This is a genomic window from Algoriphagus taiwanensis (assembly GCF_036245645.1).
GTDB lineage: Bacteria > Bacteroidota > Bacteroidia > Cytophagales > Cyclobacteriaceae > Algoriphagus > Algoriphagus taiwanensis.
Genome location: NZ_BTPE01000016.1, coordinates 1 through 21442 on the forward strand (window position 1 = coordinate 1; position 21442 = coordinate 21442).

Annotated in this window: 17 protein-coding genes; 3 read left to right on the forward strand and 14 right to left on the reverse strand. The window is 45.5% G+C overall.

Annotated elements, in window-relative coordinates; translation table 11 throughout:
- Window positions 1-184 precede the first annotated feature (184 nt).
- From AAA938_RS17710 to AAA938_RS17720, 3 genes are all read right to left on the reverse strand, one after another.
- Window positions 185-1795, reverse strand: coding sequence for a GMC family oxidoreductase (locus AAA938_RS17710; protein ID WP_338230095.1), 1611 nt, complete (start codon window positions 1793-1795; stop codon window positions 185-187).
- Window positions 1796-1888: 93 nt separating this feature from the next.
- Window positions 1889-3547: an alpha-glucan family phosphorylase gene (gene glgP, locus AAA938_RS17715; RefSeq protein WP_338230096.1), complete on the reverse strand. Its 1659-nt coding sequence runs from the start codon at window positions 3545-3547 to the stop codon at window positions 1889-1891.
- A 179-nt stretch (window positions 3548-3726) separates the two neighbouring features.
- Window positions 3727-5385: a carboxylesterase/lipase family protein gene (locus AAA938_RS17720; protein ID WP_338230097.1), complete on the reverse strand. Its 1659-nt coding sequence runs from the start codon at window positions 5383-5385 to the stop codon at window positions 3727-3729.
- 181 nt (window positions 5386-5566) lie between these two features.
- Between AAA938_RS17720 and AAA938_RS17725 the strand changes: the two genes are divergently transcribed.
- Complete coding sequence (locus AAA938_RS17725; RefSeq protein ID WP_338230098.1) at window positions 5567-8839, forward strand: S41 family peptidase; 3273 nt, start codon at window positions 5567-5569, stop codon at window positions 8837-8839.
- 105 nt (window positions 8840-8944) lie between these two features.
- On the opposite strand, the gene AAA938_RS17730 is transcribed toward AAA938_RS17725, so the two are convergent.
- Together AAA938_RS17730 and AAA938_RS17735 are read right to left on the reverse strand one after the other, a co-directional pair.
- Window positions 8945-9577 (reverse strand): DUF2306 domain-containing protein, encoded by a 633-nt coding sequence (locus tag AAA938_RS17730; RefSeq protein ID WP_338230099.1) that lies wholly within the window; start codon window positions 9575-9577, stop codon window positions 8945-8947.
- A gap of 10 nt (window positions 9578-9587) precedes the next feature.
- Window positions 9588-9983 (reverse strand): RidA family protein, encoded by a 396-nt coding sequence (locus tag AAA938_RS17735; protein ID WP_338230100.1) that lies wholly within the window; start codon window positions 9981-9983, stop codon window positions 9588-9590.
- 172 nt (window positions 9984-10155) lie between these two features.
- On the opposite strand from AAA938_RS17735, the gene AAA938_RS17740 reads away from it, so the two are divergent.
- Window positions 10156-12099 (forward strand): tetratricopeptide repeat-containing sensor histidine kinase, encoded by a 1944-nt coding sequence (locus AAA938_RS17740; RefSeq protein WP_338230101.1) that lies wholly within the window; start codon window positions 10156-10158, stop codon window positions 12097-12099.
- Entirely contained in the window at window positions 12096-12830 is a 735-nt protein-coding gene (locus AAA938_RS17745) for a response regulator (protein ID WP_338230102.1), read from the forward strand. The genes AAA938_RS17740 and AAA938_RS17745 overlap by 4 nt, the downstream gene beginning before the upstream one ends.
- Before the next feature lie 2 nt (window positions 12831-12832).
- Here the strand turns inward: AAA938_RS17745 and AAA938_RS17750 are convergent, their stop codons facing one another.
- The 9 genes from AAA938_RS17750 to AAA938_RS17790 form a co-directional block, all read right to left on the reverse strand.
- Complete coding sequence (locus AAA938_RS17750) at window positions 12833-13024, reverse strand: hypothetical protein (RefSeq protein ID WP_338230103.1); 192 nt, start codon at window positions 13022-13024, stop codon at window positions 12833-12835.
- A gap of 28 nt (window positions 13025-13052) precedes the next feature.
- Window positions 13053-13427, reverse strand: a complete 375-nt coding sequence (locus tag AAA938_RS17755) for a sensor histidine kinase (RefSeq protein WP_338230104.1) — start codon at window positions 13425-13427, stop codon at window positions 13053-13055.
- Window positions 13424-14434 carry a DUF6090 family protein gene (locus AAA938_RS17760; RefSeq protein ID WP_338230105.1) on the reverse strand — a complete coding sequence of 337 codons (1011 nt, stop codon included), beginning with the start codon at window positions 14432-14434 and terminating at the stop codon, window positions 13424-13426. Before AAA938_RS17760 ends, AAA938_RS17755 begins: the two co-directional genes overlap by 4 nt.
- A gap of 38 nt (window positions 14435-14472) precedes the next feature.
- The gene (locus tag AAA938_RS17765) at window positions 14473-15234 is read right to left on the reverse strand and encodes a DUF6090 family protein (RefSeq protein ID WP_338230106.1); all 762 of its coding nucleotides are present in this window, start codon (window positions 15232-15234) and stop codon (window positions 14473-14475) included.
- Window positions 15235-15240: 6 nt separating this feature from the next.
- Window positions 15241-16656, reverse strand: coding sequence for an amidohydrolase family protein (locus tag AAA938_RS17770; protein ID WP_338230107.1), 1416 nt, complete (start codon window positions 16654-16656; stop codon window positions 15241-15243).
- A gap of 146 nt (window positions 16657-16802) precedes the next feature.
- Complete coding sequence (locus AAA938_RS17775; protein WP_338230108.1) at window positions 16803-17660, reverse strand: SDR family oxidoreductase; 858 nt, start codon at window positions 17658-17660, stop codon at window positions 16803-16805.
- Between the two features lie 450 nt (window positions 17661-18110).
- Window positions 18111-20336 carry a xanthine dehydrogenase family protein molybdopterin-binding subunit gene (locus tag AAA938_RS17780; RefSeq protein WP_338230109.1) on the reverse strand — a complete coding sequence of 742 codons (2226 nt, stop codon included), beginning with the start codon at window positions 20334-20336 and terminating at the stop codon, window positions 18111-18113.
- Entirely contained in the window at window positions 20336-20821 is a 486-nt protein-coding gene (locus AAA938_RS17785; protein ID WP_338230110.1) for a (2Fe-2S)-binding protein, read from the reverse strand. Before AAA938_RS17785 ends, AAA938_RS17780 begins: the two co-directional genes overlap by 1 nt.
- 171 nt (window positions 20822-20992) lie before the next feature.
- Window positions 20993-21430 carry a nuclear transport factor 2 family protein gene (locus tag AAA938_RS17790; protein WP_338230111.1) on the reverse strand — a complete coding sequence of 146 codons (438 nt, stop codon included), beginning with the start codon at window positions 21428-21430 and terminating at the stop codon, window positions 20993-20995.
- Window positions 21431-21442 lie beyond the last annotated feature (12 nt).

The following is a 21442-nucleotide window of genomic DNA, read 5'->3' on the forward strand; positions in this document are numbered from 1 at the left end:
GAAGAATGAAGCATGAAAAAAGGGCTCCGAAAAACGAAGCCCCTTCATTCCACTTGGCAGATTCTATTGCTGGTAAGTTGCTCCTCAGCAGAGCTTATGTCCTCTTCAAACCTGCACGGGATTTTAAGAAATTTTCTAATCAAAGGCACCAACTATTTTTGACCACATTACCGATTGTAAAAAATCAGCTCCCTAAGATCATATCTGCGGCTTTTTCCCCGATCATGATCACGGCGGCATTGGTATTTCCTGCGACAATTCGAGGCATAATGGAGGCATCAGCTACCCGAAGCCCTTCGATTCCATTTACCCGAAGCTGGGCATCGACCACAGCATCCCCATCCTGACCCATCTTGCAAGTTCCGACGGGGTGGTAGATCGTCTCGACCCATGTGCGGATGTGGTTGGCTATTCCTTCCTCATCATTCGGATTCAAAGGATAAACCAATTGGCTCAAAAAGGGCTTGAACGCATTTGTGCCCAGGATTTCCAAAGCTTTTTTAGCTCCTATGACCAAGCTCTTAAGATCCTCCTCTTCTGAGAGAAAATTGGGTTGGATCAAAGGTGCGTCCTGAGCATTTCCCGATTTCAAGCTCACAAAACCTTTGCTTTTGGGTTTGAGCAAGCTGGGAAGGAGTGTAAACCCATCACGATGTGGATAAGTGTTCAGGTCGTACATGTCGGAATTTCTGTCATTTCCTAGCTGGATGGGGGCGAAATGAATCTGAAAATCTACCGGTTTGCCTTTTTCGGTAGGATAAAAAGCCACGGCCTCCAAAGGGCTGCAAGTCAACACTCCCTGATGAGTAATGCCGTAATGAATCAGATTTTTGATTTGATTAAAAAATGAAAGACTGTGGTTGAACCCTTTCTGTATGGTGGATTGGGCCGAAACAGGGAAAAACAAATGGTCTTGAAGGTTTTTGCCCACTCCGGGAAGTCCCATTTTGAGCTCAATTCCATGCCTTTTCAGCTCCTCTTTTTCTCCTATCCCGGAAAGCATAAGCAGCTGTGGTGACTGGAATGCTCCTGCGCAGAGAATTACCTCCTTTTTGGCCAATACTTTTTGCACGGAGTTTTTGCTGAGAAACTCCACTCCTACTGCCCGGTCTTTTTGGATGAGGATCTTTTGAACTGCTGAATGAGTGTAAACATGGAGGTTTTTCCTGTGCAAAACAGGCTTTAAAAATGCTGCGGCCGTACTATGCCTTTTCCCCTGATGAATGGTAAACTGAAAAAAACCGGCTCCCTCCTGACTGTCTCCGTTATAGTCCTCGTTTTTGGGTAGGCCGATTTCGGAACAGGATTCTACAAATGCTTTTGCAAATGGGGTTTGGAAACTCTTGGCAAAAGTCACATTTAAAGGACCCCCCTGCCCGTGATAGGCATTGATGATGTCTTCGTTGTGTTCGGATTTTTTGAAAAAGGGCAAAACCGATTCAAAGTCCCAACCCGGATTGCCAAGGGCTGCCCACTCGTCGAAATCGGCCTTATTTCCCCGAACATAGGCCATGGCATTGGTAGAACTTGAGCCTCCCAAAACCTTCCCTCTAGGAAGATAGAGTTTTCGATTGTTGACGAAAGGCTGTGGCTCTGACCAAAATCCCCAATCGACCTCTGATCGATGGAGTTTGGCATAGCCTCCCGGAATTCCGATTTCCATTTTCTTATCCGGCCCTCCGGCTTCAATCAATAGGACAGAATTTGCAGGATCTTCTGAAAGACGGTTGGCTAAGACACACCCCGCCGAACCAGCCCCCACGATGATATAATCAAAGGAAACCTCAGATGCCATTGGATATTTTGGGTTAGAATAGGCATAATTTAGCCCATTTCCGGACACAAAAAAACCCGGAATGGAGTTCCGGGTTTCCTTTTTTAGCCCAATTCAATACATCAGCTGATAGTATTCTTTGGCCATGCGATTACTTTCAAATTCATGACGAACATCGTGCATTCCATCCTGGATGATATCTCTCCACTTTCGCTTGTTGCTGTAGTAGAGCGGGAGGATTTCTTCCTGAAGGATTTCATAGAGGTGGTCCAAATCCCACTTATCCTGATCCTGAATGCTCAGGTTATGGTAATCTGCCTGTGGGATGATGAAGCAGTTTTCTCCATGACGGGCAAATTCACAAATCCATCCATCGTAGGTACTGAAGTTGATGGATCCGTTCATTGAAGCGGTCATTCCTGAAGTACCGGAAGCTTCACGAGGGACTCTCGGATTATTCAACCAGATATCAGAAGCCTGCTTGAGGCGCTTGCTCAGGGCCAGCTCATAGTCTACACAGACGGCGACATTTTTGAATCGCTTACTGAGATGTACCAGAGAGTTGAAAACAGAAATAGCCCCATAGTCCATAGGATAAGGCTTTCCTGCCCAAATGATCTGAATTGGATGTTGCGTATTTGCCACCAAATCTTCAAAACGCTTCATGTCATGCGTGATGAGATCCGGACGCTTGTATGCAGCAAATCTTCTCGCCCAGACAATCGTAAGCACATCGGGATCGAATAGCTTGCCCGTCTGATCCGCCACAATTTCGAAGGCTCTCTTTTTCAGATACCGCTTTCTATCATCAAACCCGTCATTGTCACCCTCTTCCATAAATCGGTAGAGCTGCTTATCCGCCCAATAGTTCCAGTTTTGAGCATTGGTAATGGCTTTGATTTGCGGGACATCGGCATATCCGCCCCACATTCTGCGGCTGACTTCTCCGTGAAGTTGGCTTACTCCGTTGGCTTCTCGGGCAAACCGAAGTGCAGCCAAACTATGATTGAAAACCGTACCCTCTATCCCGGTAAGCTTCTGTACTTCCTGAATGCTGTGGCCATAGAAAAAACTCATTTTGTCCAGCAGGAAATAATCGTGCTTTTCATTTCCAGCTTCCTCAGGAGTATGGGTGGTGAATACCAGTCTTTTTTTCACTTCCTCCTTGCTTCCGAACTTCTTAAGCAAATGGAAGACACTGCTCAATCCATGCGCTTCATTGAGGTGATACACATCGGGATTGAAGTTCAGTTCATCCAAAAGTTTTGCTCCTCCCAATCCCAAAATCATCATTTGGGCAATTTTTGCAGCGGTATCCGAATCATACAATTTGTGGGTTATTGTTTGACTCAGGTAGTCATTTTCTGGCAAATCGGTACTGAGCAAGAAAAGGGGTGCGGATTTAAATGTAGTTGGAGGCAAATACCAAGCCTTTACCCATACAGGCTGATTGTGCACCGGAACGGTAAATTTGATCCCGGTGTCTTCTAAAAAGCTGTAAGTTTTTTCGTACCAGTCCGCCTTGAGCGTTTGGTCGTGGTGACGGCTTTGGTCGTAGTATCCGTATTTCCAAAGAATCCCGATTCCGATCAGATTCTGCTTGAGATCATAAGCACTTCTCAGGTGCGAACCTGAAAGAAAGCCCAATCCACCGCTGTAGATTTTCAGCGGCTGATGGATAGCAAACTCCATGGAGAAATAGGCTACCGACTTGGAGTATTCAGGGGCCGGGGAATAGGGAATTTTATAGTTTCTGAAATCTGTGGATTGCATAGTAGATAAAATTTAGGCCTTGAAGATAAGGATTCTGGAATTTCCTAGATGTGAAGAAATATGAATTCTAAAAAATTCTCCAGCATGCCTGATTAGTGAAAAAAAGAAATAAAAATCCCGACTAGGAGAGTTTCAATGAACCTAGCCGGGATTTATCAATTTTGATCTAAGAAGGAAAATTAGCTCAGCGCTTTTCTCGCTTCTCGATCGGGATCATTTTTCACTTCGCTGACATCATTGAGGACCATGGTTTCCCCATTCGCTTCTGTGAATTTTGGCCAATTGGGAAGAGTACCGGCGTTTGGGTTTCCGGTTTTCATGAATGCCAAAAGGGATGCTGACATTTTCTCAGAAAGTATTCGAGGCCGCTTTCCTCCCCCGGTGTGGGTGTACATTCGGTCGGTGTTGTCGTACCAAAAGCAGATGTCGATGCAGTGAAAAGCACGCATTCGGCCATTGTAGAGATTGGGCTCCCAACCAAACCAAGCCATGTAAACGGGGGCTTTTTGTTTGGCTTTTGCATTGCCGCAAGCAACGGCATTGGCACGGTTGGATGCGGCAAGGGTCATGATTTCGGCAGGTTTTTTCCCGGGGAAATTGGCTGCATAGGCTTGATAAACTGAGGCAGCTTTGTCCCCAAATCTTCCTTTTAGTCCTTCTATTGCCTGCTCAGGCCCGCCAGCCTCCAATTGCGGGTTGGTTCGGGTTGCGCCCCACTCATGAAAGGTGGTGCATATCATCAGCGGCATATCCGCGGTATGATCGTTGGGATTGGAGAAAAACTCTCCTTTTGGCACATGGACACCATCGGCCACCGGACCAAATCCTCCACGAAACCCAGGTTGTGGAAACTCTTTTCTCATTCGATCCAAGGCCTTGTTGGCAATGTCAATGTATTCTCTCCAAGAGATTTCCTGAAGTTTGTCCACCTCATTTGGCGTCAACCCTGCCGCTTCAACTACATATTGTCCCAGTTTTCGGCTGTATTCCTGATCATTTGCCCGAAGCATACTTCCACTTAATGCTACCCCTTTATGAACCAACCCTTTTGCAGCAGGCATGGACATGGTGCAAGTGACTTTGGCACCCCCACCGGACTGACCCATGATGGTTACATTTCCCGGATCACCGCCAAAGTTGGCGATATTGTCCCTCACCCACTCGAGAGAGGCGATAATGTCCAGTTGGCTGACGTTGCCTGAGGAAGCATATTTTTCGCCTCCCACTTCTGATAAATCGGTAAATCCTATCGGACCCAGTCTATGGTTGATGGATACAAACACCACATCTTTATTCTTGGCAAAGTTTTCCCCATGATAGCCATCCTGCTCGATTCCGTTGCCGTTGGTAAAGCCTCCCCCATGAAGCCAAACCAACACGGGTCGTTTTTTCCCGTCGGCCAGCCCATTGGTCCAGACATTCAGCTTGAGGCAATCTTCGCTGACATCATCATAGTTCCAATGATCTGCAAAGGAATAGTGCACATTGGCGTATCGGTTGTCCATGATTTGAGGAGCAGTATTTCCCCACCAGATAGTATCCTTGATTCCTTCCCATTTGGCAGGTTTTTGAGGAGGCATAAAGCGGTTTTTGCCGGAAGTATCTGCTCCATAAGGTACTCCCAAAAAGGTGTAAACCTTATTCAGCTGATAGCCACGGATTTTTCCATAAGTCGTATCGGCTACCGCAATGTCGTCGCCGATGTGGAGGTATTGCTCATCATCTGCCTCGGAGCGGGATTCCTGCAGGGGTTGGGCTTGGCTGGCAAAGGGAACGGCAGCGATACCTGCTGTGCCCAAGCCAATTTTCTGTAAAAAGTCGCGTCGGTTATTTTTCATGGTTTGATAGGGTTTGTGTCTTTTCTATTGTCTCAATTTGTGTGAATAGAACAAAAAATCCTAATTCCCTGAATGATTTTCTTTTAGATGACAAAGTCGAGGATAGTTGGTCATCACATAATGTGAGAGTTGATCAAAAATTGAAGAGAATCGCCTTCATTTTTTCCTAAATTCCCTTTCCATGAAGTGTACCTTATTACTTGATCCTATGATGAAAAAATTTACGCTGTTTCTTTTCGCACTGATATCCCCTCTTATCGGATTTAACCAAACTACTCCAGGATACTTTATGCATCCCGATGTCCATGAAAACACGGTCGTTTTTGTAGCCGAGGGGGATATTTGGATGGCTCAGCTTTCCGGGGGGATGGCTACCCGACTGACCACTCACCCAGGAGACGAGTCAGATCCCAAAATCTCACCTGATGGAAAATGGGTCGCCTATGCAGCAAGCTACGAAGGACCAATTGAGGTCTATGTGATGCCGATTTCTGGCGGACTTCCCAAAAGGCTGACTTACGAGCCTGCTTCTTCCATTCCCACGGCCTGGAAATCTGCGACGGAAGTAGCTTACACGACCAACCAGTATTCGAATTTGCCAAGACTCAAAACCGTCGTGGTCAATGTCAATTCCAGAGAAAAAGAAATGCTTCCTCTGGAAATGGCAGCAGAGGGAAGTTTTGATCGTGAGTCAGATACGTACTTTTTTGTACGGCCTACTTACCACAACAATGTCACCAAGCGCTACAAAGGAGGTACTGCCCGCCAACTCTGGAAATACAGTGATGGAGCTCCTGAAGCCGTCAAACTCACACAGAATTACGATGGGGAAGACCATCATCCGGTTTTTCATCAGGGAAGAGTGTATTTCATTTCTTCCCGGGATGGCATTCAGAATGTCTGGTCGATGACGATCGATGGCTCGGATATTCAGCAGCACACCAAGGAAGAATCCTACGATGTGAGAGAGTATTCGCTTTCGGGAAATACCTTGGTATATCGCTCAGGAGCTGACTTGTACCGAATGAGTTTGGGACAGGGACAATCCGAAAAAATTGCAATTCGATTGGTTTCTGATTTTGATCAGTTACGGGAGAATTGGGTGGAAAACCCAGCCTCCTACATCACCAATATTGCTGTTTCCAATGACGGGGAGAAGGTTGCTTTGACCGCTCGGGGCCGGGTTTTTGTTTTTCCTGCGAAAGAAGGACGGATGCTTCGACTAAGCCGAAAAGACGGCGTTCGCTATCGGGATGCGGTTTTTACGACAGATTCCAAAGATATTTTGACCTTTTCGGATGAGAGTGGGGAATTTGAAATCCATCAATATTCCGGTTTGGGCCTAGACCAAGGCAAGCAATTGACGGATAACGGCACCACACTTCGATTCAATCTAACTCCTTCTCCCGATGGAAAGTGGCTAGCTTGGACGGACTTGAATAATGATCTATGGATCCGAAATCTTTCTACCGGAAAAGCAGTCAAAGCAAACCTCACTGACGAAGATCTACATGGCAGCATGTCTTGGTCTCCTGATAGTCAATGGCTGGCTTATGGACAGGCTGCTTCCAATACATTTACTCAGTTGTTCGTATTCAACCCGACTTCCGGCAAGCGAGTGACGCTGACTTCCGACCGATCCAACAGCCTCAACCCGCAATGGAGTGCGGATGGGAAGTGGGTTTATTTCCTTTCTGACCGAAACTTTGAGACTAAAGTCGGAAGCCCTTGGGGACAGCGACAGCCGGAGCCCTTCTGGGAAAAGCAGATGAAGATTTACCACATTCCCTTGCAAAAAGGTCTGCTTTCTCCTTTCACTCCTAAAAGCGAACTGAAAGTAGAAGAGAAAAAATCTGAAGGTCCGGTGACGGTAACCATTGACGAAGATGGACTGATGGAGCGAGTGCAGGAGGTGCCTGTTCCGGCTGGAAATTATAAAAATCTGATCGTGACAGATAAGGCTTTGTATTACCACCGAGTGGGTCCGGGTCCAGGGATTTACTACGGAGGTGGGGCTTCCAATGAGGATGAGCCGGCCTTGATGATGACTCCGATTTCGGATAAGGCGGAGCAGAAAGTTTTCGCAGACAAAATCAATAGTTATGCGGTCTCAGCCAACAACAAATACGCTTTGCTAAGACAAGGTTCCAACCATTTCCTGGTGGAATTGGGTACTTCTCCTGTTTCGGATTTGTCCAAAAACAAATTGGATCTGAGTGGCTGGAAATTCAGCATAGACCCTCGAGAAGATTGGAGGCAAATCTATACCGACGCCTGGCGCATGGAGCGGGATTACTTCTACGATGCAGGCATGCATGGAGTAGATTGGTATAAAATGCATGAAAAATATATGCCTTTGGTGGATCGGGTCACTACTCGAAATGAGCTTTCGGATGTGATAGGGGAGTTGATCGGCGAGCTCTCTGTTTTGCATACCTCTGTCCGTGGAGGTGATACCCGAGATGGCGATGATAATATTCAGTTTGGAATGCTGGGAGGACTTTTCTCCAAAACCAATAATGGCTACCAAATCGATTACATCTTCCAAAGCGACCCAGACTATCCGGATGAGAAATCACCTTTGAGTCATCCTGCTTATGGAATTCAGGAAGGTGATGTGATCACGCATATTGATGGGACTTCTGTATTGGAAGTGGAGGATATGCAGGTGCTGCTTCGGGATAAGGCCGGAAAGCAAGTTCGCCTAGCGGTGGCTGGAAAAGGAGACTTTATCCTGAAACCGATGAGTTCGGGCCAGGAAAGCAACCTGCGCTACAACGATTGGGAATATACCCGAAGACTGGAAACCGAAGCTAAATCCGACGGGCATATCGGTTACGTCCACTTGCGAGCCATGACCTCTGGCGACATTGGACAGTGGTATCGGGATTTCTATCCGCAGTTTAAGAAGAAGGGATTGGTCATCGATGTGCGACATAATCGCGGAGGAAATATCGATTCCTTTATTCTGGAAAAGCTGATGAGAGAGGCTTTCTTCTACTGGAAGAGCCGAACAGGAGAGCCCTACTGGAATATGAATTATGCCTATCGCGGACATTTGGTCTTGCTGGTGGATGAGTTTACCGCTTCGGATGGGGAGGCATTTGCTGAAGGCTTCCGAAGATTAGGATTGGGCAAAGCTATCGGTGCCAGAACCTGGGGAGGGGAAGTTTGGCTTTCCGGAGTGAATACCCTTTCGGATAATGGCATTGCACGGGCTCCGATGAATGGGGTGTATGGTGAAACTGAAAATGGCGTAGAATGGCTGATCGAAGGAGTTGGCTTTATTCCAGACATCGAAGTGATAAATCTGCCAAAAGCGACTTTCGAAGGAAAAGATGCACAGCTCGATGCAGCGATTGAGCATCTGAAAGAGCTGATCAAAAAGGATCCTAGGGATGTTCCAGCACCTCCGGCTTATCCGGATTTGAGTTTTAAGAATGGGAAGGATTAAGCGATAGAACAATCTCGAATACCTAACTGACGACGAAACCAGCCAATCTTTGACAAATGGAAGGATTGGCTGGTTTTTACTTGGAAAGCGATGGCTTAGCTTCCTTTACTTTTTATTCCACTGCAATACGATCTCAGTAATAAAAAGCGGAACGACCCAAGAAAGCCAAATTGCGGTGGGACCCGTCTCCACAAAAGGACCCAAATCATCATAAAAAGGCTGTCTCGTCAACCATCGAAAAAGGACGAAGGCAAAGGTGACCACGTAGCTTCGGATCATCCATTCTTTATGGAGGTTAATTCGACGCAGAAGTATAAATCGAAAGGCCATTCCGGTGGTGCCAAACCAAGCTGTAGCCAAGCCAATAAGGGATAAGCTCCAGGTCCAATGGAAATCCAAAGCGACCGTGAAAGAAAGTGCAATAGAGCTAATGACCGCGATCAAAATTCCGCAGATATAGGCCATTCCCATGATCCGATGAACATTCAGGTATCTATTCCTAAATGCACTCCAAAACTGAAATGGCCCCAAAGTCAAGGCTAAAATACCTCCTGAAATATGGCCGATCAAGGGCCATTTCATGGGCCAATAATCTCCAAAAACAGATTCTTCCAATCCAAAATAAGGAAGGGCGTCATGAAGGATAAATTTGCCTGCAAAAAGGATCAAGAAGACCCAAAATAAAGGCAAAAGCCAAGTTTTGGGCTTTTTTTCAATGGAAATCAGGCTTTTTGACATCGTATGTTTTTTAAAACTTGTGGGCTTCCAGTTCGATTTCAATCAAAAATTCGGGCATGACTAAGCCTTTTACTTCAATCCATGAACCGGTGGGAAATTGCTTTTGATAGATTGAGCCTCTATATGCTGCGTACTCTAAAAAGGCAGGCATATCCGTGGTAAATACATTTTCGACCACCACGTCATCAAAGGTGCAGTCGTAATGTGCAAGCACTTTTTCCAAATCAGAATAACAGTTTTTCATTTGCTGGAGAAAGTCACCGATCGCAGTGGGATTACCTTCGTCGTCCATGCTGACTGCTCCGGATACTTTGATACTGTCCCCGATTTTAACTGCGTGCGTATAGCCATAGGCTTTTTCGAGTTCGGGTCTGAGGGAGAAAAATTCTGGATTGGGTTTGCTCATCTGGAGTCCGTTTTAGATTAAAAGATGAATTAATCTCTCCTTTCCATTGACCCATCCCAAGATGAATGGGATGAATATGAGAGAATTGTTTCCCTGAATGGTCTTTTCCTTTCCCGGGAAAATCCCTTGAAGGCAAATCATTTTCAATTACATTTTATTGTATATTAATCGGATGAAGAGATTTTTTCTCCTGGTTTTTGTATTGTTTCAGGTTCAGCTACAAGCTCAGGTAGTTTCAAAAGGAGGTAGGGTGGACTATTCTGTGGTCTTCGTGCAGACAGACGATTTTGGGGCAGACTACCTTGAAAAGATTGAACAAGCACTTCCCTCGGTGAAAGAGCCTGAAATAAGGCTGCAAATGCTTTGGGACTTGGGCTATTATTACCACACCCGAAATCTTCGCAAGTCCCTTTCCCTCATCAATCAAGGGTTGGAAGAAGCCCGAAATGCAAAAAGCGAACTATGGGAGGGAAGAATGCAAGTGGCCCAAGGTGCTGTTTTGCTGAGAATGGAGCAACTCGATCAGGCAGAAGAAGTCCTCAAAAGCGCGTTGGAAAAACTTCCCGAATCCGAAACCTGGCTTTTGCTCACCAACTTGGGCTATGTACAGGAGCGAAGGGGAGAATTGGGGAAGGCTTTCGAATTTGCAACCCAAACCCTTCAACTCGGGGAGAAATACAGTGACAAAAAAGCCATGGCCATGGCCTATTCGGATATCAGCAATCTGTTTTGGAAGCAAGGCAAACCTGAGCAAGGCTTGGAATATGGTCTGAAGTCCTTGGCCCTTTTTGAGGAGCGCCGAATCAAGGATCTAGACTTTGACTTCACTCTTCATGTGACCGGGAATAATCTTGTAGCCCTCGGTCGAAATGAGGAAGCACTTCCTTATTTCCAACGATCCACGCAGATGGGCAAGCAGTACGGATTTTACAACAATCTCAGCGACACTTATATCGCCTTGACAGATTTGTATCTGGCTTTGGAGGATTTTGAAAATGCCGAAACTTCCGGCAAGGAAGCGCTGAAGTACGCGGAACTTCTTCAAAATGAGTTTATGGTCGTGCGCTCCCTGCTTTCTTTGGGGAAAGTGAAAAAACAGCAGGGATTCTATTCGGATGCGATCAACTATCTCAACCGAAGTATCCGTACTGCCAAAGAGGACTTTGGAGATCGCTATTTTCTGAGTCTGATTTACAAGGAACTGGCCGAAGCCTACGAGGGAGGAGGTGAAATTTCCAACTCCTATCAGGCATTTAAGCGCTATCATGAGCTCGATCAATCCGTCTTTAATGCCGAAGCAGATCAGCGAATCGCCCAATTGCAAACAGAAATGGATGTGGCCCAAAAGGAAGGGATTATTTCCCTTCAGGAAGAATCGCTCAAGCGTCAGAATATCATTCAGGGTTTTACCCTTCTTGTCACCACATTGATGGTATTTTTTCTCTTTTTCCTTTATCGGGTTTTTGTGAAACGAAAAAAGTACAGCCAGCTCTTAGAAAAGCAGAATCTGGAGAAGGAGTTTTTGCTGAAAGAGATCCATCATCGGGTCAAAAACAATCTGGAAACCATCTCCAGCCTCTTGGCATTGCAGACGGCCCAAATCGAAAATGAAGAGCTTCAGGACATCATGATCGAAAGTCAAAACCGGGTCCAAAGCATGGGAATGATCCATCAAAACCTATATCAAGGGGAAAATTTGGCCGCCATCGAGATGAAGAATTACTTCAAAAACCTAGGTTCCTACATCATCGATTCCTTTGATGCCTCTGATCGGATAAGTTTGGATGTGAATATGGATTCGTTGGAATTGGATGTGGATCGGGCGATTCCGATTGGACTGATCGTCAATGAGCTGATTACCAATTCTTTGAAATATGCATTTCCCGAAGGTAGAGAAGGTGAAATATTGATCAGTTTGAAAAAAGATCAGGATCAGCTTTACCTGAAAGTGGCGGACGATGGAGCTGGAATCAAGAAAGACAAGCCCGCACAAGGAACAGGTTTTGGCAGCCAACTTGTGGCACTGTTGACGAGGCAGCTGGACGGGAAAATGACACTGAGTACCCAAAAAGGAACAGAAGTATATTTTGAGTTTAAGACACAGAAAGCAGCATGAGTGAGAAGACAAGAATTTTGATTGTGGAGGATGATATGATTATCGCTGCCAATATTTCCCTGCAGCTCTCTAAGCTAGGCTATGAAGTCACAGGTATCGAATCCCGGGGAGAGGATGCCGTCAATCACGCCATCGAAAATCGTCCGGATATAATTTTGATGGATATTCAGCTGAAAGGGGCAATGAATGGGATAGATGCGGCAAAAAAAATCCAGGAAAAGACCGCCATCCCTTTGATTTACCTGACTGCCAACTCGGATGAGGCCTCTTTTCAAAAGGCCAAGGAGACCAAGCCTTATGCCTTTATTTCGAAGCCATTCAACAAGCTAAATCTGGAAAGGACCATTGAATTGGTGGCGGAAAAGATCAAAGAAGAAAAAAACGAAACAGAAGAATCGGATTCTTTGATTGAAAGTCTGGATGACAGGATTTTTATCCGAAATAACGGGAAACTGATCCGATTGATGCTAGATGAAATCCTTTACATCGAAGCCGATCGAAACTACTGCAATATCATCACTCCGGATCAAAATTACCTGATCGTCAGTTCGTTGAATACGGTGTGTCAAAAGATTGTCAGCAGAGACTTTCTGCGCGTTCACCGCTCCTACGTAGTCAATCTTCGTAAACTGGATGCGGTAGCTGACTCACATTTGGAGATCAAGCGGAAGGTCATTCCAATCAGTAAAATGTACAAGGACGATCTGATGCGGAGTATTCGGAAAGTCTGAGCTTACCCGACTTTTCCATCTCCATTGATGTCTTTGCCGCTTTGTTCTTCCAGTACTTTCAGGGTTTTGATCAGCAATTCCTGCGTTTTTCTCAATTCATTTTCGAGATAGGCCACTCGAGCTTCCAAGGAGGAGGCTCTCGAGTCCTGACTGGAGATTTGGCTTTGTTGGATCAGGTTCCAGAATAGTCCCATAGATTTTTTCTCTTTTAGTATTTCAAAATTAAAGATTTAGCTTAGGTAAAAAAACCGAGAAAACAGTTCCTTCTCCTTCCTTGCTTTTGACTTTCAGCTCACCACCATGCGCTTTTACAATATCATATGATAGCGATAAACCCAATCCTGTCCCAGACCCTGTTGGTTTGGTGGTAAAGAAAGGCTGGAAGATTTTTTCTTTAATCGAATCTGGGATGCCTTGGCCGTTGTCCTGCACTGAAATCTCGATTCCCTTTTCGGTTTTTTTGGTGCTGACCAATACCTGAGGTTGATAGCCATCTATGCCAGATTTGGCCTTCTCATTTGCCGCAAGGGCCAGATACCGGGTGACCCGATTCTGGGAGAGGATTTTTTGCCGGATTTTGCGGAAGAAGGAGATCATGGATTTAAAGGTTGAAATTCATAGGTCTTTTCTGTCAGATTCAAAATCACACGATATTTCCCTGCCGGTACTTGAATATTTGGTCCTTGCCAATCCATGTGTCCTTCAGGGAAGGTTCTGCCTCCCCAGTTTCGGTTCCAGGTTTGGTTTTCCCGGAATTTTACCGGGCCTCCTACCAATTCTATTTCCGCTTCCCAAATTGAGGGTTCATCGGATATTTTTACCAGAGGCACATCCGTTCCCCAGTCCTTATTCGGAGAACCATCGCCCACCAAGCCAAGGTTTTCATAAAGTAATTTGACCTGAGGGAATTGTTTCTTGATTTCCCCTTTCAATTTTTCACCCAACTCGCGAATATGAAAAGCTTCAGCAGAATAACTGTCATGAAGGACAGCTGCTTTGATCAAAGCTGCTCTGACCTCGGGTCGGGTAATCATTGCCTGACTTTTCAGAATCTGAGTTTCGCTAAATACGCCAGGCATTTCTAAAAATCCTTGGTTTAACCCAATCCCAAATATCAGATCGGGAGTAGGGATGGTTTCCGCTAAAAGAAGTTCTTTGATGAGTTTTTCCGAACGATTAAAATCCAAATTAGCAAAAGAGGCATATTCAGTAAGATCCCTTGCCAATAAGATTTCAGTCGTATTTCCGGGCTTCACTTTAAGGTTTTGCAATAAAAACCCAATGCTGGTTTTAAAAGGACTTGGTTCTGCTTCTTGGTAATTCAGAATTCCCGGGATCATAGCAGGGCTTAAAAGTTCCTGATGATTATACAAAGTGTCCAGATACAAGTTTTGCTGAAAGGAATGGTATTCAATAAAAAGTAACTCCTGAATTTCCACTTCCAGCACATTATAAATTTGCTCGATGGTAAGAGCGAATTCCTCCTGTCTCTTTCGTTCCTCATTCCAGTTATTGACTTGAAGGGCAATTAAGATTCCGATGGTGACCAATATGATTTCCCCAAGGGCGTACTTTAAATACTTTCCTGTTTTGCCTTCTTGCATCAATGAACTCCGGATTGATCTGAAAAAATTAAGCATGGTTATTTTTTAGGGTTTTGTAAAAAATCAAGCATCTCATTGGTCTCTTCCAGAAGTCGAAGTTTAGAAAACAGAATTATTTTTTGCATTAGCATTTTCCCTGAAATCGTATTGAGCATATAGTTTAGCAGCTCCTTATCGTCTTTGTTTTTCCAATACAAGTCGGCCAAAGGTCCGGTAATAGCAATCGATTGAATCCAAGGATCAGAATTATCACTTTGTGCTCCTATTCCTTCTCCAAAGGAATTCTGGATATCTAGAAAGATCCTGACGTTTTCATCCATGACTTTGATTTCTTTGAGTTGGAGGGTACTGAATTTCAGGATTTTTTTCTTGACCTCTTCATCGAAATAACCGATGCTCCCTGTACTTAATAGGGAGACAATAGTGTTTCTGTTTCTTTCATTACTTGGGTCAAAGAATGGTAAATATTCATATCGGGCAATGTGTCGGAGTGTATCGACGGTACTGTTTGGCTTGGAAAGCCGTATTCTAAATCCATCCAATCTTTCCAAATCCTTATCGATTGAAGCCATTTCTTCCATTAGCTGTAAGGAGTCTAGTTTTAAATCCTCGATTAATGAGTTGATAGCGGCATCCACGGAAAGCTTTTGTTTTCTTTTCTCATTCCAATTGTTTACCTGGAGCGCAATCAGAATTCCGATCGTTACCAAGAGGATTTCCCCAAGAGCGTACACCAAATATCGAGTGACCCGATTTTGGGCAAGGAGTTTTTGCCGGATTTTTCTGAAAAATGAAATCATGCCCGGCTATTCGAAAGGCGTATTGACCGGCCTTAATACTCCTCCACGCATCACATGGGTAATCGACCGGAAATTCCTGACATCTGTCGAAGGATCTTGGTCCAAGACAATCAAGTCTGCCTTTTTTCCTGCTTCCAGGGTGCCAAAATCGGTTTCTCTTCTCATAGCCATGGCCCCGTTCCTGGTCGCCATCGGGATGATTTCCTTTGCCGGAAGGCCTGCTTCCTGCATGGCTTCCAGTTCATCATAAATGGATAATCCATGAAGGGTGCCTGGATTTCCCGCATCGGTAGACAGGGCAATTGGGATGCCTGCCTCATGCACCAGTTTCAGGTTGGCATACATCATGGACTTTAGCTTTTGGTCTGTTTCAATGGATTTTTGAAGTTCTTCCTCGTAATTCTCCGGATTGGGGTAATACTTAAAAAAAGATGGGGAAGCCTCGAGAAGGGATTGGGTTTCCGGGTCCAATGCCCCGTTTGGGTCATGGATGGGGAATCCACCTGTAAGTGACTGAAAGGCTACCGAATACCCGGGAACTACCACCAAAGTGGGGCAATAAATTGCGCCTGATTCCTTTGCCAGCTGGATAAACTCTTCATCGATGAGCTGGTCATCCACACTGTGCACGAGTACTTTTGCTCCCAATCGAAGACCCTCTTTGGCTTGATCGAGAGAGGTGGCATGAACAATCAATTGGTTGCCTGAAGACCGAACTTCCTCCGCTACCGCTCGGAGGCTTTGCATAAAAACGGAATCCTGCAAGTTGAGACTCCAGATTTTGATTCCGGTGGATCCCATTTGAGTGCTTTTTTGGACGTATTCTTTCCCAAATTCAGGAGAGATTAAGGCCAGCATCTGTCGATCTGGAAGCACATTGAAGATTTCCAGTCGGTCTTGTGGAAACGGGGTGAGCAAAGGTCCGGCTGCTGCCACATGTGGAGCCTTGAGATCGGTTTCTGCTGTTTTTGATAAATCCACAATCCAGTCAAAGCCCCCTACATCATACACTGCTGTAACTCCGGATCTCAGGTAGGTCTCGAAATATCTATTTGGGCTTTTTCTTTGTCTTGCCTGAAGACTGTCATATCGAAGGGTGTCCCTGATATCCAAGGCATCCGGACGCCCGTCAAAAAAGCCGGTCTGGGAAAAGTGAACATGCGCATCTACAAGACCCGGTGTGATGAATTTACCGGTCAGGTCTAGGGTTTCCACATCTTTAGGTACGACCAGGTCCTTTCCCCCTATGGCTTCAATTTTTCCATCTCGGATTAGAATTTTGCTTTTGGTGATGGAGTTTCCATTCCCGTCAAATGCCGTTGCACCTTGGAGCAAAAGATAGCCGGAACTTTCTTGGGTTTTGGGATTGCAGCTTGCTAAGACTACTAGTCCCAGAAAAATGATAATACGATAAGGTCTCATAGTGGAGGGGATGTTGAAAATACGTTTATTCTAATTGTTAAGAAGATAGGGATTTCCTTTTAGAATTAATTGAAAATGAGTGAAATGGGGTTGGTTCAAAGAGGTTTATTTCTTGGTTTGAAAAAATCAGATTAAGCATAGTAGGATTACCTTCTTGCACTCAGTCCAAAATCCCGCTCCACAGCATTGTACCATTCCTCTTCAGGTAGTGAATTCCATTCTACCCATTGCTCATCGGTCATGGAATTTCTCCATTGGATAAAAGGCAGGGCATCCGGACCCACAGGATGGCGGACAGTCCAAGAGTCGCTTTCGGCAAATTCCAGTATTTTCTCCCCCACCAATGCCGCAGGTGTGGGATTTTTCAGCGAAGCAAAAAAGAGGTCTGACATCCGCTTGCTGCTAGGATAGATGGAGGGAGCGAAATCTTCGATTTCATGGGCCATGTCAGTATCGATGATTCCGGGTTCGATAATTCCCACCCGGATATTGAATGGCTTCGCCTCCTGAGCTAGTGCCTCACTTACTGCCTCCAAAGCAAATTTGCTTGCTGAATAGCACCCCAAAGGACTGGAAGTCAATCTTCCTGAGACGGAAGTCACATTGATTATGCAGCCTTTTTTTTGCTCTCGCATTGATGGAAGTATAGCCTGAATGCAGCGAATTGCCCCCAAGAAATTGGTTTCCATAACCGCCTTGAAATCGGCGATGGGCATCTCCTCAATGGAGCCTTTCAAGGCTATTCCCGCATTGTTGACCAGGACATTGATCGGGCCGAATTTTTTCAAAAGTCCCTGGATGCAAGCTTGAACAGACTCATCTGAATCTACATCCATGGCGTGAAGGGAAATCATTAATGCTTCTTCTTCGTTTTTTTTCAGTAATTCGATGGCTTTTTCGGGATTTCTCAGGGTAGCAAATACCTGATATCCTGCTCTTCCAAAGGCTAGGGCTGTTTCAAAACCAATCCCTCTACTGCTTCCTGTGATCAATACCCTTTTCATGATTGATGGATTAAAAATTTAGAACAGTATTTATATAAAAGGCTAGTTTTCGAGATTAAATCAGCCCCTGCTATAAGCTACCGCCAAGGATAATGAAGATGAAATAGGTAAGGATAAAGCGATGCATTTAATGTCCGAAATGGAAGAAAAATTTATCTGGAAAGGGGGGAAGAATGTCCCTTTTGGATGAGTAAAAAAATGCCAAGGAAAGGAGGCAGGGTCTACAGTTTTTTGAAAGTAAGACCCTTTTCTCTACTCCTGAAGCCGGTCAAGATCTTAGTCTATGATCTCCTGTTTGGATGATTCCTTGTAGTTATTTATTTGGATCCCAATCAGATTTCTGATCACTACCAGTAAAATTCTACCAAATGCATAAGCCAAATTCCGAGTCACCTCATATTGGGACAGAGGTTTTTGAAGGATTTAGTGGAAAAGGGAAATGATGTTTCCTTAGGTCGTCTGCCGGATAGAAACCCGCAAATCGGTTTTTGAAATCGGCAATTGACGGATCCGAACTCCCGTGGCCTTGAAAATCGCATTCGTGACTGCAGGAGCAATCACCGGCGTACTCGGCTCGCCCGCTCCTCCCGGAGGGTTTCCGGAATTGATGATGTAGGTTTCGATTCTGGGAGCATCACTCATACGGGTGACCGGATAATCGTGGAAATTGCTCTGGGCTACAGCGCCATTTTCAATGGTGATTTCACCAGTCATTGCTGCGGCCAATCCATAGATGATTCCGCTTTCCATCTGCGCTTTGAACCCATCCGGATGAATGGCAAATCCGGCGTCTGCCACACAGACTACCCGGTGAACTTTGACTTTTCCTTCCACATTCACTTCCACTTCGGCTACTTCTGCCACTATGGATCCGAAGGATTGGGCAATGGCAACACCCCGGCCCCAATTGGAAGGCAAGGGAGAGTCCCAATTGGATTTTTCCCGGATCAAGTCCAATACTTTCTGAAATCTTGGCTGGTCCTGAGTAAGGCTTTTTCTGAAAGCTAAAGGGTCTTTCTTCGCTGCAAATGCGAGTTCATCTATAAAGGATTCGGTCAAAAATCCATGTACCGAATGGTCCACACTTCGCCAATTACCCCATGGAACGAATGAGCTGGGACTGGTAAACTGAATCAATTGATTGGGAACAGCGTAGGGTATATCCGCCGCTTCGGGTGGATGGTGCTTAAACAAAAACTGGTGAGAATAGGCTACCGGATTTCCGGACTCATCCAAACCGGCCTTCATGCGGCTGACTGTTGCCTCACGGTATACATCGTGTTGGGTGTCTTCTTCCCGTGACCAGATCAATTTGACGGGATAGTCCACTTCCTTGGCTATTGCAACCGCCTGCCTGATCACATCAGTCTCGGATCGTCTTCCAAAACCTCCTCCCAAAAGCTGATTATGTACGGTGACCTGCTCCGGTGAAATATCCAAGAATTCAGCCACGGCAGCTTTTGCACCCAAGGGGTTTTGGCTTCCGCACCAGATTTCGCACTTCCCGTCATGTACCCATGCAGTACAATTCATCGGCTCCATGGTGGCATGGGCTAAAAAGGGGAGTTGGTATTCTGCTTCGACGATTGTGGCTGCACCAGAAAGAGCCGTAAGCGCATCTCCGGATCGAAAATGCTCCTCAATGCTTTCCTCTTCCAGTGCCTTGTCCATGGCCATTCGATATCCTTCGAAAATATCATCCTGGCTTTTTCCATCATTTTCTGTGGATTCAAATTCGATCTTTAGACGGTCTATGGCACTTTTTGCCTGCCAGTAGCCATCGGCAATCACGGCCACAGCATTTTCCAGATTCAGGACTTTCACTACTCCGGCACTTTCATCAGGAATGGTCGTATCGACTGATTTCACTTTCGCTCCAAATACAGGGGCAGCCTTGATGGTGGCATATTTCATGTTGGGGATGATCACATCCATCCCAAACTTGGCTTCTCCGGTGACTTTGGCAGGGATATCCCATCTAGGGACTGAAGTGCCCATGAGGGTAAATTCTTCCGGAGTTTTCAATCGGGGTTGCTGTGGAGCTTTTACTTGTGCGGCAGCTTGGGCCAATTCGGCGTAGCTTGCAGTTTTATTGCTAGCAGGATGAGAGATGATACTTTTTTCGGCCTTGAGTTCCTCGACAGGTACCTTCCAAGTATCCGAAGCAGCCTGAAGTAGCATAGCCTTGGCAGCAGCTCCGGCGATTCGCATTCCTTGTTGACCGGTAAATCTCACAGAGGCACTACCCCCAGTGATTTGGAAATTCATAGACTTTACTGCCGTGAGAAAAACCCCATCAATGGTTCCTTCAAGGAATTTGGGAAAAGTCTTGTCACCGGCGATAAATCCTTTGGCCAACACATAATTGGCATATTCCTTATCGGCAGGAGCCTCCATAAATTTCACCTTGGACCAATCGGCGTCCATCTCGTCTGCCAGCATCATGGCTAAGGTGGTGTGTACGCCCTGCCCCATTTCTGCATGAGGAATGATGGCTGTGACGGTATTATCCGGGGATATTTTCAGCCAGATATTCATCACGGTTTCTCCCTCCTTGGAGATTAAACCGACCACTTTGGAGGATCGGTTGCCCGGGCGGATTGCCACACCGATTACAAGTGCGCCACTTGCTAAAATTCCTGTGCCAATGAAGGCTCTTCTAGTCCACTTTTTCATTACAACTGGGGATTAGAGGTGGAGGCTTGGAGTTCTGCTGAGGCGCGCTTGATTGCCGATTTGATTCGTCCATACATGCCACAGCGGCAAATATTTCCGGACATGGCCTGATCGATTTCCTCGTCCGAAGGAGTTGGATTTTCATTCAAAAGGGCTACTGCAGACATGATTTGCCCGGATTGACAATAGCCACATTGGGGAGTTTGCTCTTCGATCCAAGCCTGTTGCACGATGTGTAAGGTGTTTTCTTCGGAAGAAATTCCCTCGATTGTCGTGATACTTTTACCTTCTACGGAAGTGGCTGGAGTGATGCAAGATCGGATAGCCTGACCGTCTACATGCACCGTACAGGCACCACACTGGGCTATGCCACAACCGAATTTGGTTCCGGTCAATTCACATTGCTCGCGAATCACCCAAAGTAGGGGCATTCCTGCAGGTGCTTCCACGGGATAGTCTTTTCCGTTGATGGTAAGATTAATCATGATCTAGTTGATAGTAAGAATTTCAATATCAGTATTTTCTGCGGGTTCATCGAGTGGTATCTACATCTATTGAGGACCTTTGTTCAATTTATTTTTATAGATACCAGCAGACAGGTAAATTAATAACCTAGCCAAATATCAAGGGTTTAGATTTCTCAATAAATAATGAGATCATTGGGGTAAAGCCACAAACAATTGTGACTGAATCAGCCAAGTCCCTGATTTTTTGGTCCATTGGGCAGAATATTTCCCTCCCACAATGGGATCCTCAGATCCCTCTTGATATCCTTTCCAGGTCCCCGTTTCCCAGGCTAGATTGGTTTGGGGATTGACGATGACTTCATCTGGGGTCCGGATCCAGTACATTCTTGGGCCGGTGGATTTTTTGAGATAGGTCATCAATTCCTTTTTACCGGAAATCAAGGTGCCCGCTCCCGTGGTAATCAATGCATCTTCAGTGGAAAAAGTAGCATTCAGATCTTCATCGAAGGCTCTCAATGCAGCATTGGAAGCTTCTCGCTGGGAGAGGATTTGGTTTACCTCCGTTGTCTGTGCCTTTGAATAGTTGAAAATTAAGAGGCCCAGTAGCAAACACATTACTTGTTTCATTTCTTTATCAGT